Origin of the sequence: Polaromonas sp. DSP2-3-2b2, assembly GCF_049895905.1 — a bacterium.
Classification (GTDB): Bacteria; Pseudomonadota; Gammaproteobacteria; order Burkholderiales; family Burkholderiaceae_C; genus Polaromonas.
The window spans coordinates 1-17,129 of record NZ_JAFCTH010000035.1; the positions used below are offsets into that span (position 1 = coordinate 1).

16 protein-coding genes and 1 pseudogene are annotated in these 17,129 nt (G+C 55.6%); 13 read left to right on the forward strand and 4 right to left on the reverse strand.

Going from position 1 to position 17,129, the window contains the following annotated elements:
• Positions 1-77: 77 nt before the first annotated feature.
• Both ACP7AD_RS17650 and ACP7AD_RS17655 read left to right on the forward strand, forming a co-directional pair.
• Positions 78-263: pseudogene (locus ACP7AD_RS17650) on the forward strand (IS1595 family transposase); the annotation flags it as partial.
• 17 nt (positions 264-280) lie between these two features.
• Positions 281-472, forward strand: coding sequence for a hypothetical protein (locus ACP7AD_RS17655; RefSeq protein ID WP_426148967.1), 192 nt, complete (start codon positions 281-283; stop codon positions 470-472).
• 407 nt (positions 473-879) lie between these two features.
• Here the strand turns inward: ACP7AD_RS17655 and ACP7AD_RS17660 are convergent, their stop codons facing one another.
• The gene (locus ACP7AD_RS17660) at positions 880-2,214 is read right to left on the reverse strand and encodes a hypothetical protein (RefSeq protein WP_426148968.1); all 1,335 of its coding nucleotides are present in this window, start codon (positions 2,212-2,214) and stop codon (positions 880-882) included.
• Positions 2,215-2,749: 535 nt separating this feature from the next.
• Between ACP7AD_RS17660 and ACP7AD_RS17665 the strand changes: the two genes are divergently transcribed.
• Positions 2,750-3,940 carry an AAA family ATPase gene (locus ACP7AD_RS17665; RefSeq protein WP_426148969.1) on the forward strand — a complete coding sequence of 397 codons (1,191 nt, stop codon included), beginning with the start codon at positions 2,750-2,752 and terminating at the stop codon, positions 3,938-3,940.
• Complete coding sequence (locus ACP7AD_RS17670) at positions 3,930-4,901, forward strand: ParB/RepB/Spo0J family partition protein (protein ID WP_426148970.1); 972 nt, start codon at positions 3,930-3,932, stop codon at positions 4,899-4,901. The genes ACP7AD_RS17665 and ACP7AD_RS17670 overlap by 11 nt, the downstream gene beginning before the upstream one ends.
• A gap of 208 nt (positions 4,902-5,109) precedes the next feature.
• On the opposite strand, the gene ACP7AD_RS17675 is transcribed toward ACP7AD_RS17670, so the two are convergent.
• The 3 genes from ACP7AD_RS17675 to ACP7AD_RS17685 all read right to left on the reverse strand — a co-directional run bounded on the left by ACP7AD_RS17675 (position 5,110) and on the right by ACP7AD_RS17685 (position 7,412).
• A complete protein-coding gene (locus ACP7AD_RS17675) occupies positions 5,110-6,891 on the reverse strand; it encodes a tyrosine-type recombinase/integrase (RefSeq protein ID WP_426148971.1) in 1,782 nt (593 codons plus the stop codon).
• Positions 6,892-6,919: 28 nt separating this feature from the next.
• Positions 6,920-7,132, reverse strand: coding sequence for a hypothetical protein (locus ACP7AD_RS17680; protein WP_426148972.1), 213 nt, complete (start codon positions 7,130-7,132; stop codon positions 6,920-6,922).
• Positions 7,133-7,196: 64 nt separating this feature from the next.
• Positions 7,197-7,412 (reverse strand): DUF7706 family protein, encoded by a 216-nt coding sequence (locus ACP7AD_RS17685; RefSeq protein ID WP_426148973.1) that lies wholly within the window; start codon positions 7,410-7,412, stop codon positions 7,197-7,199.
• Between the two features lie 682 nt (positions 7,413-8,094).
• Here ACP7AD_RS17685 and urtA point away from each other — a divergent pair.
• The 9 genes from urtA (at position 8,095) to ACP7AD_RS17730 (ending at position 16,805) form a co-directional block, all read left to right on the forward strand.
• Positions 8,095-9,273, forward strand: coding sequence for an urea ABC transporter substrate-binding protein (gene urtA, locus ACP7AD_RS17690; protein ID WP_426148974.1), 1,179 nt, complete (start codon positions 8,095-8,097; stop codon positions 9,271-9,273).
• 93 nt (positions 9,274-9,366) lie between these two features.
• Positions 9,367-10,269, forward strand: coding sequence for an urea ABC transporter permease subunit UrtB (gene urtB, locus ACP7AD_RS17695; protein ID WP_426148975.1), 903 nt, complete (start codon positions 9,367-9,369; stop codon positions 10,267-10,269).
• Positions 10,270-10,273: 4 nt separating this feature from the next.
• On the forward strand, positions 10,274-11,323 hold the full coding sequence (gene urtC / locus ACP7AD_RS17700) for an urea ABC transporter permease subunit UrtC (protein ID WP_426148976.1): 1,050 nt from the start codon (positions 10,274-10,276) through the stop codon (positions 11,321-11,323).
• 62 nt (positions 11,324-11,385) lie between these two features.
• Entirely contained in the window at positions 11,386-12,147 is a 762-nt protein-coding gene (urtD, locus tag ACP7AD_RS17705; RefSeq protein ID WP_426148986.1) for an urea ABC transporter ATP-binding protein UrtD, read from the forward strand.
• A gap of 14 nt (positions 12,148-12,161) precedes the next feature.
• A complete protein-coding gene (gene urtE, locus ACP7AD_RS17710; protein ID WP_426148977.1) occupies positions 12,162-12,851 on the forward strand; it encodes an urea ABC transporter ATP-binding subunit UrtE in 690 nt (229 codons plus the stop codon).
• Between the two features lie 45 nt (positions 12,852-12,896).
• The gene (locus ACP7AD_RS17715; protein ID WP_426148978.1) at positions 12,897-14,444 is read left to right on the forward strand and encodes an amidase; all 1,548 of its coding nucleotides are present in this window, start codon (positions 12,897-12,899) and stop codon (positions 14,442-14,444) included.
• 68 nt (positions 14,445-14,512) lie between these two features.
• Positions 14,513-14,950, forward strand: a complete 438-nt coding sequence (locus ACP7AD_RS17720; RefSeq protein WP_426148979.1) for a hypothetical protein — start codon at positions 14,513-14,515, stop codon at positions 14,948-14,950.
• A gap of 59 nt (positions 14,951-15,009) precedes the next feature.
• Positions 15,010-16,164, forward strand: a complete 1,155-nt coding sequence (locus tag ACP7AD_RS17725; protein ID WP_426148987.1) for a transporter substrate-binding domain-containing protein — start codon at positions 15,010-15,012, stop codon at positions 16,162-16,164.
• Positions 16,164-16,805 carry an ANTAR domain-containing response regulator gene (locus ACP7AD_RS17730; RefSeq protein ID WP_426148980.1) on the forward strand — a complete coding sequence of 214 codons (642 nt, stop codon included), beginning with the start codon at positions 16,164-16,166 and terminating at the stop codon, positions 16,803-16,805. Before ACP7AD_RS17725 ends, ACP7AD_RS17730 begins: the two co-directional genes overlap by 1 nt.
• Positions 16,806-17,129 lie beyond the last annotated feature (324 nt).

Genomic DNA, 17,129 nt, shown 5'->3' on the forward strand with positions numbered 1-17,129 from the left:
GTTCTGGTCATGAAATGAAGCTGCCGGGCAGTTAGCCATCGAAGAATTGGATGCGACAACAATTCTGACACCCGGGGATCCAGAACGTCAACGCCTATCACGGGCGCCTCAAACAATGGCTCCATCGCTTTCACGGCGTGGCTACCCACTACCTGGACAACTACCTGGGCTGGTTTCGCACCCTGGACAACCATCACGCCGACTCACGGGAAGGCACCCTGGCCATGGCCTTGGGCAGATTTCCACATTTAACGGTGACATAGCCACCATTGAAGGCTGGTTGATTGCTGAGCCCGCTGTGACGGCGAACGATTTGATGGACAGGTTAGCCGCGATGATTCCAGACCTGTATGCCAGCAAGGCTCAACTGCGGACGTTACAACGTCGAGTCAAGTCATGGCGAATTGAGCGTGCCAAAAAAATGGTCTTGGGCAGCCTGCACAAATCAGCCGCCATGCCCGACGAAATCTGATGAAAAAAACGAGTTGACTGCCGGCGGGAAGTGACTACCTCGGCGATCCTTAGCCTATGAAGAATGGAGAAATTAAAAGAAAACGTCAACCAGCTATCGAGTAACATTTCTTCGTGAGGCAACACGCTGGCCAAGGTAATTGGCGTCAACCAACCAAAAGTGTCTTGGCCGGCCGGCATCGAGTTGATTCACATGATTTGTAAAAGGCAGCTCATGGCGGGCGACAATAAGCGGTTGGTCATTTGCAGACCAATTTAATGCATTGGCAGGGCGAATTTGTCTAATCTGAGGAACTGGCCTGGTCGATGTCAACTATCTTGACCGCCAACGATTCAACGCTCCAGCCGGGATGAACCCATGCGGGTCCTGACCCGGCACCCAGCCAGTATCGGGCTTTAAAAAAAGCGTCATGTGCTGGACCGTACGGCGACTACCGCAACCGCTTCGACCTTGTGTCGCGCATCTGCACTACTCCAATCCGTCCCGCGTGTCTTCTTCCAATAAAAGCGAACCAACTCCCCCATAATCAGAGCGGACTCCCACTTCCCCTCGTCTATTCGCTTCATCACTGCGGGTGACATCTTGCGCTCAACGAAGTTCTCTTTGAGTTCCAATAACAGCTGTTGCATTGCAGTTGCATCAAGCTGGTCCAGTTCCATGCGCACGATGGCGAGCTTTTCTGACTCACGTTCGCGCAGGTTAGCCTGAGTCTGTACGCCAGGATCAGCCTTCTTCATCATCACCGTTTTAACCACTTCCGGCTGACCCTTTTCGGGTTCCGGCTTGTCAATGACTCGGCCTGTAAGTAGCGACTTCAGGTAGGCATGTCTTGAAAGAATGGGCGTACCTGGCATAGCCAGTCGAACCTCCAAACGCTCAATTGCTTTAGCGAAGACCAGTTCCCCATGACGAATAAAGTGGTCTTCAGCGATCTCAGCATCGATTCCAAGTTGGATTGCGCGTGCAACTTTGCTGAGGTCAATCGCCTTGGATTCATTGACAGTCGCTTTTTGTTTGAGGTGCACCTCAAACTGAATGAACTCAATGGAGCGTCCAACTTTGAACTCGTGAATGGTGACGATGAGTTCACTGACTTCATTCACCTCTTCTATTGCCGTCTTGATGGTGTCTCTGTTGAAAAAACGAAACTCGGTCTTTATTTCCTTCGGAATCGGCTTTCCAGTAAGAACCGGCAACCACCAGTGCCAATGCTGTTTGCTGGTTCGATGTGAAGGGTTGTCCTTGTAGCGCGCGCATATTTCGTAGAGTGCCAGTCCCGCATGAGACCTGAACTGAGCAATCGTCGACCTTCTAATCTGTGCGTATCGCAGCGGATAAAAAATTTCCTGACGAAGCGCTGGCGGATAGGCCCAATAAAGCCAGTTTTCGCCATTTTTCTTTTTGAGATTAACCTGCGATAGAAGGCCACAAGCACCCCACTCTTCCGTTTCAGCCGGCGATGGTGACTGCCACTCCACTACATGTGTGACCATGGATAGGAGGTGCCTTTTCAGTTCTTTAACTGAGCCGGTTGCACCGTCATAGCCACGAATAACGGAATTCAAGGGAGCGCCGAACAAACCGGTCGCCTCGTCTTCAGCGCCCTGCTCCCTGGCAACGAACATCATGAACGTGTAGGCCTGCCGTCCAATTCTGGTGATCGTACCGGTCTTGGGCACCATGGCTAAAGCCGACACTGGCTTGTCGATTCTGTCTGGGCCGAGGATTTCGGTGGTGTGCATCAATTCATTGTATGTGAGAACAACAATCTCACACTAAAAACCAGACGCCTGTACGAAGGCTATTGCAAAGCTACATGTAATGACCATAGTTTCTCTCACATTTAGACTGGCTATTCTTCAACTGCGTCATTGGTTCGTCTCACAATTAGAGTGGGTTAGCGCTTGAGAAGCGCTCTTACTCAAGCAATTTTGATCATCCACGCGCTGATCACTACAACATCACCCGCCTAATTGCATTTGAATGCGTGCGTGGAGGGGTAGCATGGCTTTGCTCACACTTTCCTTAATTAGTCTCACAGCTCGCATGATTCGTCTCACACATCCCGTGGATCAACTCACAGAAGTAAGCCTAACTAATTGAATTTATTGATGAAATTTGACTTAAAGGTATTAAAGCTTCTAAAGAATTTTAAAAAGAGAAGGCGAAATAATGTGGATAACTGGGAAATACAAAAGCCACGCGCTTCCCAAACTGCGACAAAAGACGCACAATCCGCGTTGCACGCTGTTTTTTGCGTTTAGCAGGGAAAAATACATGTCAATCAGAAAAACCCAAGATGCACGCGTATCTCTAGAGGATTTGATCGCAGTTTCCAATAGAGTAGGAGCAGTCATTGAGAGTGTGAGAACCACGATGCTCGCTCCAGACGCTAGAAAAAGGCCTCCTACATTCAGTACCAATCAAGTGGCAGCCATCTGTGGCTTGGAAAAATCACAGATGGACTATCGAGTGAAAAAGGGCGATTTGCCATTGGGGCAAATGGAGACCGGTCGCCGTCGTAAATTTAGTCTAGAAGAAACTCGTACCTGGGCGCAATCTACGCGAACCAAATTCATGCGCCCCGAGGATGCGGAAGCAATCACTATTGCTGTTGCCAACTTCAAAGGCGGCGTAACCAAAACGACTACTGCCGTCACCCTTGCACAGGGATTGAGCCTTCGCGGGCACAAAGTGCTTGTTATCGACACAGACCCTCAAGGCTCGATGACAACTCTTTTTGGATTATTGCCAGACGTTGATGTAGCCGATGAGCAAACAATTTTGAGTCTTTGCTACGGCTCAGAGGTTTCAATTGACTACGCCATCACACCGACCTACTGGTCTGGGATTGATATCGTACCCGCCAACCTTGCGCTCTACTCGGCTGAATTCGCCCTGCCTTCGCGGCAAAAATCTGAAGGATCTTTTGAATTCTGGAATGTGCTGAATAACGGCATTGACACTGCGCGGACAAAATACGATGTGATCATCCTGGATACCTCCCCTTCCCTTTCCTACCTGACCATCAATGCACTCCTCGCGTCGGACGGGCTCATCATGCCTCTGCCGCCGAGCACGCTTGATTTCACATCCAGCGGCCAGTTTTGGAACCTGTTCAACGATCTCACAGCCAACTTGGTTACTAACCGTGGTAAGACAAAAAGCTTTGACTTCGTGGATGTTCTGCTGGCCAGGGTAGACGCAAACGATGCGTCTTCAAGTGTTGTACGTGAGTGGATTACTGCTGGATACGCCAATATGGTGCTGCCCGTTGAAATCCCGAAAACATCTCTGACTGCTAGTGCAAGTGCTGAGTTCGGAACCGTCTATGACACTGATCCAGCAGCAATAAATGTCAGGACTTACCGGCGTGCATTCGATGCTTATGAGCGCGTAGTCGCGCTGGTTGAAGAACAAATAGTGACTGGATGGAAACGTCAAATTGGAGAACAGCATGGCGCTTAAAGACAAGGCAGCAAAAATTGATCTCAGCCATATTGGGCTGTCGGCTGGAACGAGGGGACAGGGCGCCAAGACTGCAATCGGGATGCATGCCGATGCCCTCTTTCGCGATGAAAAGGTAACGGCTGAAAATGTCGAACTTAAGAAAAAGCTGGCTGAATTTAACGGGGCTACAGCAACTCGCAAAATTCATCCGAAGAAAATAAAACCCAGCAGGTGGGTCAATCGAAATGAATTGTCTTACTCGGGTGAGGCTTTTGCGAGCCTTAAACAAGAAATTGAAACGGCCGGCGGAAACATCCAGCCAATTAAAGTCCGCCCATCCAAATCTGTTACTGGCGAATATGAGTTGGTCTTCGGCCATCGCCGCCACAGAGCCTGCCTGGAACTTGGGCTCGATGTACTCACGCTAATTGAGGAATTGGATGATGCTGAACTCTTCTGTCAGATGGACCGAGAGAACAGAGCCCGTGCGGCACTAAGCCCATGGGAGGCTGGTACAACTTACGCGAGGGCTCTAGATGAAGGACTCTTTCCATCTGCACGAAAACTGGCTGAGGCTGCATCTATTGACCTCAGCCAGTTAGGTAAAGCTCTTGTCTTGGCCAAATTGCCAATTGATGTTGTTGCTGCTTTTCCAAGCCCTTTGGATCTGCAATATCGCTGGGCGACCTTGCTAAGTCAGGCTATCCAAAAGGATCCTGACTTGATTCTTTTGCGAGCCAAGGAACTGCGCGCAGCTAAGGAAAAGCTTAACGCGTCGCAAGTTCTGGTCCGACTTCTGGAGGGGGGTGGAACGGTTCCACCCCCTGCACTGAAAAAGGTTTCAGTTTTGGGGAAAGACGGTCAGCTTGGTGAAATAAAGTTCAATGCCGCAAAACGTACTGCCACCATCAATCTAACAAACATTGATTTAGAACGATTCAACGAGCTAGAAAAAGCCATTAAGGCGCTGTTGTCGTGATCTGATAGCGGCTCGTTAAATAGGGGGGGTGGAACCGTTCCACCCCCCCTATTTTTTATTGACCTCCAGAATTTGCGCTGCAATTGAACATTGCAAATTCTCTTGATCCTTTCAGTGCGGACGTTCCGGTAGTTTTCTATGCCAATGAACTTCAGACTGCACCCTGGGCATTAGTGACTTGTTTAGTTGCCGCGTACGGCCTCAAGGATCACCCAAACGCTTTTCCCAGTTCATCCACCCGCCGCCTGATCGGCGCCCGGCCATAAATTGCCGTGGTGGTCTGGATGGACGCATGTCCCATCTGCGCCTGGATCACATCCAGGGGCACCTGCCGGGCGATGGCCCGGGTGCCAAAGGTGTGGCGCAGCCAGTGCGTCGTCGCCCCAGCCAGCCGCTGGCGCTCGTGCATCGGCAGGCTGCTGGCGCGCACTGCCCGCGCCAGCCAGCCCCTGACATGCTCGTAGAGCGCCTGGTAGCCGATGGGCGCCAAGGGATCGAGCGTACTGGCCAGCAGGGGCGCGGCGGTCGGCGCCGCCTGGATCGAGCCCAGGCCGCGCACCGCCAGGTACGCCTGCAGCGCCGCTAGAGCCTGCCCCGGCACGGCCGCAATCCTGTTTTTCGACCCCTTGCCGTGGACCTGCATCACCCACCCTTCGGGCTCCATGCGCAGGTCTCCGAGGGTGGCCGACAGGAGTTCGGCCGAGCGCAGCCCGACTGCCTCGACAAACAGCAGGATAAAGCGCATGCGCGCCCGCGAAGGGGAGGGCGCCTGGGCGTCCAGGTAGCGCAGGACCTCGGCCATTGCCGCCTCGCTGAGCGCCTTGGTGTCCAGCATCTTTTTGCCCGGGTCGTCGCCCGTGGCCTGGTTCACCAGCACCCAGGGATTGGCTGTCAAATACCGCGCGGACTGCAGCCAGGCGAACAGTGAGGCAATGATGACGATGGTCTGGCGGCAGCTCGCATGCGAGAGCTGGCCGCGAAACGGCGCCCAGCCGGGCGTGCCGGGGGCGGCGCGCACGCGCGAGATCCAGCGCGGCGGGATGTTCTGCAAAAACGCCATGAAGGCGCCGCAGTCCTCCACCCGCATCTGCACGAGCGTGGCGCCGCGGCATTCGTATTGCAGCCACAGCAAGAGGCGGTGCGCTTCACGCTGGTAGAGCGTCGCCGTGGCCGTCGAGCCGGCCCGGGCCTGGATCCAGCTTTGTACCGCCTGGAGGTCCGAGTCCACGTCTAACAGCAGGCGCGCCAAGGCAGCCTGCGTGACCTCCTCCAAAACGCGAATACCTGATGCCCCATCCGTTTGCGCGCCAGAAGAGCGGGAAGGAGAGGGCGCGCCCCACAGCGCCGGCGTGGCCGACAGTGCAAAGAGCGGCTTGGGCGGTTGCGCCTCGCGCGGCAAAAGCGTGGCCAGGTGGCGCTCGATGCGCCGCGCCTTGGCAATGCCGACTGCCGGCAGGGCGGCAAACCAGCGCCCGCCCGCCGAGATGCGGGCGTTGAGGGCTCCGAGCGTGAGCAGGCCCGCAGTGACGAGCTTGGCCGCCAATGCCTCATCGAACCAGCCCGCTACCAGGTCGCTCACCTGCGGGGTTTCGGCAGCCAGGCCTTCCAGGCGACGCAGGAGTTCGAGCTGGCGCTCCCTCAGGCGCTGGCCGCAGGCGGCCTTGCGCTCTAGAGGAAAGGCTTCGGCGTAGAGCTTGACTACCTCGCTTTCGCTAAACCCGTCCAGGCTGTGCTGCTGCACGAACGCGTCCAGCGACGGTCGCGTCTCGCCACCGGGGACCCGGATCATGAGACCCACCAAGCGCCAGGCGGCATCGCCCTGGCGCCTGGCTACCGCGCGCACCGCGTCGACGGCTTCGTGGTGCGCCGTTTTCGCTTCATGGCCGTGCCCAATGCCCAGGTAGCGCCGGGCCGAATCGGTGCGGTCCAACCCTTCGCTCACGGCGCGCAGGTAGGCGAAGTGGTGCGGGCCAAGCCGGGCTGTGGTCATGCGCGTGCGCTACCGGGCAGGTATCAGCTTAATTGCGGGTCGGCATGAATGGCGCGATGTCGGCCATGTCCAGCGCGTCCACAAATGCCTTTAGCCTGCGTTTGGGCTCGGGCTCGCCTATGTCGCGCAGTACGCCCAGCGCGCAAGCGATAAAAGCGCCGGCCAGGGCGCGGCCATCGACCTCCTGCCCTGAGTAGGCCTGGTGAATGCCCGCCATGAAAACGTCCGTCAAATCGTGCATTTGTGCAAGTGAAACAGGCGCGTCAGGGTTCGCCAGTCGGGCGAGTGGGGGTGCCTTGCTCATGTCAGCGCGGGGCAAAGCCGGCTTTCCCAAGCGCCATCTGCACGGCCGCGAGGGTTCTGAGCATCAAATGCGCCTCGTCGTCATCGACCGCGTTTTGCCGTACTTCGGCCCAGCCGATGCGCTTGCACAACTGCGCCAGCGCGAGCGCCTGGTGTGGGTTGAGTTCGAGGGCGATGGGCAGCAGGCTCTTGCCGCTTGTGGGGGTGTCGAAGTTCATGGTGGAGTGGCGCAGGCAGTGGTTTTGACCTGGTTATTTTACCCTGAGATAATGCGACTTATCTTAGGGGGGTGCTTGAAGATTTTACATAAGTTTTTGCCTGCCGGTTTAGACGCAGAAAGAACCTGCATGTCCTAAACACGCACCGATATAAAACTCGCCACCTAGTGGAAAACCTTTTGCAGCGCATGAGGGTCTTTCGCTACTTACCCCTCCGCTATGCCAAGCTTGACGTCACGTTTATAGGCTTTATGCACATCGCCGGCACCATGAATTGGCTCCATTGATTTTCCGAAAACGGCCAAAGATTTTTGGCACAGATAACATAAATTTATGAAAATGGCATTGGTGAAAATTCTGATGCTTTAAAACGTTTGCCATTGCAAAGTACACGCAGACAAGAAAACGTCATTCATCAATCGACATCGACTGCCAATGCTGCCAGTCGGATGTTGGGCAAAAGAGCCCGTACCGGATTACTCCCGGTGCGGGCTTTTTTTGTTTTTTTCTTCGACGCAAGCGCTTTTGAAAGAACACCTGTTCGGTGGCGGAGCTTTGCCTAAAGAAAAGTTGTCCAAGATGACGCTGATTTGTCGGAGGTCCAAAGGTTGATTTGTTGTTTGTACAAAGCACAAAGCAATCCTGCGGAAATACTTTCAACCGCCACTGTATCGAGACAACAATGAACCAGTTCAATCGCCGCCAGATCGTCAAGACTGCCAGTTCGCTCTTCGCCATTGGCGTCACAGCCGGATCCGTTACCCGTGCTTTTGCGCAAGACACGGTGAAACTTGGCTTGTTGCATTCACTCTCGGGCACGATCGCCATTGCAGAGGCTTCGCTCGTCGACGCTGAAAAGATGGCAATCGAAGAGATCAACGCCGCAGGCGGCGTGATGGGCAAAAAAATCGAGGTTGTCGTTGAAGACGGTGCGAGCGAAAATTCAGTGTTCGCCGAGAAGGCACGCAAGCTGATCGAGCGTGACAAGGTCGCTGCCATCATTGGCTGCTACACCTCAGCCTCACGCAAAGCGGTGTTACCGGTGTTGAATCAGGCTAAAGGATTGCTGTTCTACCCAACCTATTATGAAGGTCAGGAACAAGACAAGCGTGTGTTTTACACCTCGCAGGAAGCCACGCAGTCGGTGATTTCAGCCATCGATTGGCTGGTCAAAGAAAAAGGCAAGTCTTTCTTCCTGGTCGGCTCTGACTACATTTATCCACGCACCTGCAACAAGATCGCCAAACCTACTATTGTTAAAGGAGGCGGCAAGGTAGTGGGTGAGGAATATGCCCCGTTGGGCCACACCGAATTTTCTTCGATCATTAATAAAATCAAGGCGGCCAAGCCTGACGTCATCTACAGCACGGTAGTGGGTGGCTCGAATGTAGCGTTCTACAAGCAATTGCGAGCCGCAGGCTTGGACGGCACGAAGCAGGTCTTGCTGTCAACCGTTGTTTCAGAAAACGAAATCGAAGGCATCGGCAAGGACAACGCTGCTGGGTACTACGCCTGCATGGGGTATTTCCAGAGTATCAAGTCACCGGCCAACGAGAAGTTTGTCAAGGCGTTCAAGGCCAAGTACGGCCAAGAGCGCGTCATCGGGGATCCGATGCAGTGCGCCTACAACAGCGTGTACCTGTGGAAGATGATGGTCGAAAAGGCCAAGTCCTTTGATATCGAAAAAGTCGTTGCCAGCGCTCCAGGCATCGAGTTCCAGGCACCTGAAGGTCTTATCCGTGTCGCGGGCAATCAACACGTCGCGAAGAAAGTGCGCATCGGCCGTGCGCGCCCCGATGGTCAGTTCGACATCGTCTCGGAATCCCCACTGATCGAACCGAACCCGTTCCCCAAGCTGTAAGAGGGCTGTTGTCGGCAACCAATGCCGACACCCTTTATGCCGGGCTCCATGCGAGTCCAGCGTTCCAGATTTCTTCACGAAAGCAGCAGTGCCATGGGTTTTGATATTGCAGTGATGCAGGTGTTCAACGGGATCAGCTTGTTCACCATCTTGTTGCTCATGGCGCTCGGCCTGGCAATCGTGTTTGGCCTGATGGGCGTCATCAACATGGCTCATGGCGAATTGATGGCGCTGGGCGCCTACATGACCTACGTTGCCTCCAAGTTTTTTGAACGCTTCGCACCCGGCTGGATGGACGTTTATCTCTTCGCGGCGATCCCCTTTGCATTTGCAGTCACCTTTGCCTTGGGCTATCTGCTTGAGCGAGGCTTCATCCGGTTTTTCTACAACCGGCCCCTGGACACGCTGCTGGCCACGTGGGGACTGAGCCTGATGCTGCAACAGGCGTACCGCAATATTTTCGGCGCCCAGGAAGTCAGTGTTCCACTGCCGACCTGGTTAGCCGGCGCGTGGGAGCCGGTCGTTGGCATCCAGTTGCCGCTGACACGCCTTTTTATCGTGGCGCTGACTGCGGTGGTTGCTATCGCGGTTTACTTGTTACTGTACCGAACACGCTGGGGTTTAAAAGTGCGGGCCGTCACCCAAAACCGTGCCATCGCCGGCGCTGTCGGGATCGATACCAACCGTGTGGACGCCATGACGTTTGCACTGGGTTCAGGCTTGGCCGGAATTGCCGGTTGCGTGTTCACCATGATCGGATCAACCAATCCCGGAACTGGCCAGCTGTACATCGTCGATTCATTCATCGTGGTGGTTTTTGGCGGCGTGCAAAGTCTTTTTGGGACTGCCCTGTCGGCCTTTGCCATAGCCCAGTCGCAGACCTGGATGGAATTCCTTCTAAGTGGCTCTATGGCCAAAGCCACCATCTTGCTGCTGGTCATCGTGGTGCTTTATTTCCGGCCTAATGGTCTTTTCGCTGTGCGTTCTAGGAACTGACACCATGCCAAACATGCAACGTCGCTCCGATGTTCTCGCGGTACTCTTGGTCACATTGCTGCTGGCTGTCGTGCTGCCTGCCTTGCTCGATCCGTTTCGCTTAAACCTGATCGGCAAATACCTTTCCTTCGGTTTCGTGGCGGTCGGCATCGTGCTGACCTGGGGCTATGGTGGTGTGCTCAGTCTGGGTCAGGGCATGTTCTTCGGCCTGGGCGGCTACATGATGGCCATGTTTCTGAAACTGGAAGCATCAGCGCCGGAACTGCCCGACTTCATGGTGTGGAGCAGTGTCGAGCAACTCCCCATTTGGTGGCAACCGTTTCACTCGCTGGGCTGGACATTGTTTGCCCTCCTGCTGATCCCGGCGGTGCTGGCCTATGTGTTCTCCTACGCCATCTTTCGCAAGCGCGTGAGCGGTGTTTACTTTGCCATCGTCACGCTGTCCCTCGCACTCACGCTCACCGTGGTGGTGATCGGCCAGCAAGGCGACACGGGGGGGGCCAATGGCATCACGGACTTCCGCACGCTGCTGGGTTGGGACATCCTGAGTGATACGGCCAAACGAACGATGTACTTCATCGAAGTGGCAGCGATGGTGCTGGTGATGGTGATTTCACTGGCCATCGTGCGCAGCCGATTCGGCAAGATCCTGATTGCCATCAGGGACCGTGAGGACCGTGTGCGTTTCAGCGGGTATGACACGGCCCACATGAAAGCCTTTGTGTTTGCGGTCGCAGCTGTCCTGTCATCCATCGGCGGTGCGTTCTACAGCCTGCAGGTTGGACTGATCGCCCCAGGCGTGATCGGTGTGGTCGCCTCAGTAGAGATGGTCATCTATGCAGCCGTGGGCGGACGACTGTCCATTCCAGGGGCCGTCGTCGGTGCCCTGCTGATCGGTTTCCTGAAGTCGTACCTGTCGGAGATTTTTCCTGAAGGCTGGCTCTATTTTCTCGGAGCAGTTTTTATTCTTGTGGTCTGGGCCATGCCCAACGGACTTGCTGGGTTGACTGATCACCTGCCATGGCAACGCAAAGCACGGGCAGCACAGTCATGAGCGCCGTGATGACTTCCCAGTCCGCCGCTCAACCGACAAAGATGGATACAGCGCCAATGCACATGAACAACGACGCTGCGGTACCCCTTCGTGAACAGGTTTTGCGGGTCGAGGAGCTTACCGTGTCCTTCGACGGTTTCAAGGCCGTCGATGCCTTGAGCCTGTCGGTCGAACGCAACGAATTGCGTGTGATCATCGGGCCGAATGGCGCTGGCAAAACCACGCTGCTCGACATGATTTGCGGCAAGACCAAGCCAACTACGGGCCGTGTGTTGTTCAACGGCCTTGATCTGACCCGCATGAGCGAGCACCAGATCGTGCGTGCTGGTGTGGGACGAAAATTTCAGACCCCGTCTGTCTATGAAGACCTCACGGTGTTCGAGAACTTCGAAATCTCGTTGCCCAAAATGCACGGTCTGTTCCAGTCGCTCACCTTCCGCCGTACACCCGAGGTGCGCGAGCGTATTGAAACGATGGCAGGGGAAGTGTATTTGCGCGATCAGCTGGGCAGACGCGCTGGCCAGCTCAGTCATGGGCAAAAGCAATGGCTGGAAATTGGCATGTTGCTGATGCAGGAACCCGAACTGTTGCTGTTGGACGAGCCGGTGGCGGGCATGAGCCCGCGCGAGCGCGAACAAACCGGCGATCTGCTAAGCCGCATTGCCCAGGGCAAATCGGTGGTGGTGATCGAACACGACATGGATTTTGTCAAGCGCATCGCTCACAAGGTGACGGTGCTGCATCAGGGCAAGCTGCTCAGCGAAGGCAGCGCCACCGAGGTTCAGTCTGACCGGCGCGTGATCGATGTGTACCTTGGTCATTGAAAGAAAGCCTGTTCATGTTTGAAGTCTCGCAACTTAACGTCGCTTACGGCGAATCCCATGTGATCCACGACATTACGCTGGCGGTCGGCGCGAATGAATCCGTCGCCGTGATGGGTCGTAACGGGATGGGCAAGACGACTTTACTCAAGTCGTTGATTGGATTGCTGCCAACGCGTTCTGGCCACATTCGGTTGAACGGCCAGGAACTAACCGGTCTGCCAAGCTACAAGCGTGTGAAGCAGGGGCTGGCCTTCGTGCCTCAGGGGCGCATGGTGTTCCCCTTTCTAACGGTAGAGCAAAACATTTTGACAGGCGCCGAACACTCGGGCCACCGCACAGTCCCTGACTACCTCTACCGTTTTTTCCCGGTGCTCCAAGAGATGAAACACCGCAAAGGCGGCAACCTTTCGGGCGGCCAGCAGCAGATGCTGGCCATCGCACGCGCGCTGATTTCGGACCCCAAGGTCCTGATCCTGGACGAGCCGACCGAAGGTATCCAGCCCTCAATCATCAAGGAGCTGGCGCAAACGCTCAACGTGCTGCGCAAGGAGCGCGGTTTCGCCATCGTCATTTCCGAGCAGGTTCTGAGCTTCGCGCTCGACCTGGCGGACCGGTTTCTGGTCATCGACCGTGGGCGCATCGTGCATGACGAGTTGCGCGCCGGCCTCGATCAGGAAAAGGTCAGGTCTTTCCTGACCGTTTGAGATCGTCATCACCCCATCAACCCTACAAACTTAAGTGGAGTCAATATGACCAATATAAATTCAGATGACATCGACCTGACTGAACTGACTGTCGAGCGGGTTCAGGCGGGTTTCGCCAGCGGCACCTTCACCTCGGAAACGCTGACCAAGGCTTATCTGGAGCGCATCGCGGAATTCAACCCAGCCTACAACGCGATTGTCTTTTTCAACGAGAAGGCGGTTGAAGAAGCGCGTGCAATCGACACGCGCCGCGCCGCCGGCGAAAAACTCGGGCCGCTCGCAGGCGTTCCGGTCGTGGTCAAGGAAGCCATGGACATGAAGGGTTTTCCGACCACGGGTGGCTGGTCGCTTCTCTACAGCAAGACCGGCGGCGTCGATCTGCTACCCGAGACCGATTCTCCTGTGGTGGCCCGCATGCGCAAAGCCGATGCTGTGATCCTGGGCAAGACCAACATTCCGGTGCTTAGCCACACGGGTTCGCATGCCAATGGTAGCTGGGCCGGCTCTACTTACAATTCGGCTGGCAGAGAGTTTCTTCCCGGCGGCAGCAGCGCCGGGACTGCAACTGCTATTGGTGCCAATTTCTGCGTGCTCGGTTTGGCGGAAGAAACCGCCGGCTCGATCCAAAACCCTGCCTCGGCGCAAGGCCTTGTCGGCATAAAGCCAACCTTCGCGCTCGTTCCCAACGCCGGCGTCATGCCGCTCTCCAGCCTTCGTGACGTTGTGGGTCCTATCGCACGGTGCGTGAGAGACGCAGCACTGACTCTGGACGCACTGGCTGGGTTCTCGATGGAAGATCCCAAGACGGCCGCAAGCGTGGGCAAGCTTCCAAAAGGCGGTTACACGTCGAAGCTAGACAAGGATGCGCTGAAGGGCAAGCGCATTGGTCTCTATGGGCCGGGCTGGCGTACCTCGACGTTTGCGGAAGAGACGACAGGCCTTTATGCGCGCGCCCAAGGAGAACTGAGAAAACTTGGCGCAGACCTTGTTGACGATCCCTTCGCCGGTTCCGGGTTCATGGAACTGCGCAAGGCGGTCTTGCCAGGGGCCGAGTTCGACGCGCGTGGCATGGAATCAATTGCCTATGACATTCAGAAATATCTCGAGCGCATGGGTTCAAATGTCGCTCTGAAGACGTTCGCCGAATTCGCCAAGGCAACGCAAAAAGAAGATGCGTTCGGGCCCGAGGGCACGTTGAGCTATATGAGTCATGTGCCCGCGTTCGTCGAATCGGCAAAGTCCCCATCCACTCCCACGGATATGACGTCGTTCATCGCTCTGAGGGAAACCTATCTCGATACATTCAATGCAGTTTTTGACAAGCATGGGCTCGATGCGGTCATCTACCCGCAAATGCGTGGTCCTTTAGGTCCGCTGCACGGAGACGAAACCATCGACGGGATGGTGGTTAGCGAGGTCAATATCGCAGGTCTGCCGGCGGTAACCATACCGGCAGGCTTTTACGCCTCCGGCGCTCCGTTCAACCTCGTTATTGTTGCGCGACAGTGGAGTGAAGCCGACATGCTTGCTATCGCATACGCCTACGAACAGGGAACGAAGCACCGCAAGCCGCCGGAACTCAAAAAGGCCTAATGAGTTTCTTGTAATTAACGGAGCCTCACGCTGGCTGACGGGGTCGACGCCGATCCGGCCGGCCGTCTTTGAAACGCAGCCCGTGTGTGCGCGGAAACGGTCAGGTCTTTCCTGGCCGTTTAAATTTCAACCAGCCAAAAGAGCAAGGTCATGAAGATATGGTGATATCTCAAACAGCAAAGGTTGGCATCGCGGTCGTCAGCTACAAGCTGCCGCAGCTGCACATTAAGGCCGAGGTCTATTGCAGGCGGCTGATCGAGTTCGGCGCGATGTCAACATCAGTGTCGCGCGCCCAGGTCGCCTCGGTGCAGGCGCGCTACTCGGCACGCATCGGCGCTGCAATGCGGCATGCCACAGCGCAGCTAATGCATGGCGGTAGACGCAGGCGCGGACGCGTATGCACGGCGCATTCTCGGCTGACGCAACTACTGTGTTGCGACCAATCCACACGGCCTGCCCGCCCAATCGCAGCGCGCCTGCGCGCGGCTCGCATCAAATTGAAATAGGGCCTAAGCAATGACAGAACGATCAATCATGAACAGATCCATTGGAAAAAGGCCGCATCGTGGCTGACAAGGACCCCATTCGCGTCGGCATCCTGTACTCGGAAACGGGCGTCACTTCGACCATCGGGCTGTCGCAGTTGCAGGGCGCCCTCCTGGGCATCCAGGAAATCAACGAGGCCGGGGGAATCGATGGGCGCGAAGTGGTGGCCGTTCGGTACGATCCACAATCCACGCCGTCGCGGTATGCCGAGCTGGCCGAGCGGCTGATCGTGCACGACGGCGTCAATGTCATTTTCGGGTGCTACATGTCCAGCAGCCGCAAAGCCGTCATTCCCGTGATCGAAAAATGGAACAAGCTGCTGTTCTATCCCACGCTGTATGAGGGGTTTGAGTATTCAGGCAATGTGATATACACCGGAGCTGCACCGAACCAGAACAGTGTTCAGCTCGCCGAATTCATGACGTCCAACTTCGGGGCCCGTGTGTACCTGATCGGCTCGGACTACATTTATCCTTATGAATCGAACCGCATCATGGGCGAATTGGTGCAGCAACGCCAAGGCAGCGAAAAGCTGGCGGAGCGCTACATGGCGCTCAATGCGACGGATAAAGATTATGTTGAAGTCATGGCCGATGTTCGCAACAAACAGCCAGACTTCATCTTCTCGACCGTGGTCGGCGAATCCACGGCCGCTTTGTACCGCGCCTATGCCGATGCCGGGTTTGATCCCAAGACCATGCCCATTGCCAGCTTAACGACCTCTGAGGCCGAGATTTCTCAGATGGAGCGCGGTATGGCCACTGGTCATTACACCTCTGCGCCTTACTTTCAGTCCATCCAGTCAGAGGTCAACCTTCGTTGCCTTTCGCGACTGCGCCAGCGCTTTGACAATTCCAGTGTGCCTAATCTTTGCTGGGAGGCATCGTATTTTCAGATGCACATCTTTGCGAATGCATTGCGCCAAGCTGGTGACGAAGGCATCGCGCAACTGATGCCGCACATTCTGGGCAGCGAATTCGATGCGCCCCAGGGCCGCATCAAGATCGACCCGGCAAACCACCATACCTGCCTATACCCTCGCATTGGTCGTGTGGATGCCGAAGGCCAGTTCACCATCGTGAGGCAAGCCACCCGCTCGGTTTACCCGGATCCCTATCTGGTCACGCACTCCCTTGGCGACTGGGCCGCCAAGCTCGACAAGCTGGCCGTCTGATGAACGACAGCAGTGCTACGCGCCACACATTGCGGGTAACGCCTCCGCAGCTGAAAGAGCTTCGCGCGCTCAAAATTGCTGTGATTCATCCCGATGATGCAGACGGCATGCAGTTGACCCAACAGCTGCAGCGCATCGGTTGCCAGGTGCAGGCTTTCTGGCCTCCGGTGCAGGTGTTGCCAGCAGGTATTGACATTGCCTTCATGGCTGTACGGCCCGACATCATTGGTTTGCGTTTTGAGTGGACGCAGCGTGAAGATGCTCCGACTGTGATTGCGGTAGTGACCTATGAAAACCCCACAATAGTCGATGCTGTTCTAGCCTTGGGCGCCCAGGCAGTTTTGCCTTCGCCGGTTCGTTCATTCGGGCTGTTGACGGCACTGGTGCTTGCCCGTGAAACCCACAAAGAAAACCGCTCCCTGACGCGTCGGTTGCGCAAGGTTGAAGCCAAACTGCTGGGAGCGCGACATCTGGTCGATGCCAAAGCGGTAATGATGAAAACCCACGGTATATCCGAAATACAGGCTTACGATTTGATTCGCGAGCAAGCCATGAGCAAGCGCACCACAGTGGAAGAAATCGCCGCAATGATCGTTCATGCCAGCGAAGTTTTGTCGCTTGGCGGGCGGCGAGCCGGCTAATGAAAGCGATAAAAAGGATGTCAGAGGGGGCGACCAATCCATCGCCTCAGCAGACACGCGGTATGCAGTAGTCTATTGAACTTTCAGGAAAGAACGACAGCTGATCGCAAATTTGGAGGTGTAGGTGTTTAAACATTTTGGAGATGTTTTTAGTGGTATGAGTTAGAAGTCCGTTTGCAGAAGGCTGCAACAGAAGCCAAAAGTATGCGCCTCCTGCCCCAGTTCAGGCAAATCTCTGATTCATACCACTAGGCGCTGTTCTGAAAGTTCAGTGAAGCCACTTCATGGTGCCGGCGAGGTGCACAAAGCCCAGAAACGTGACGT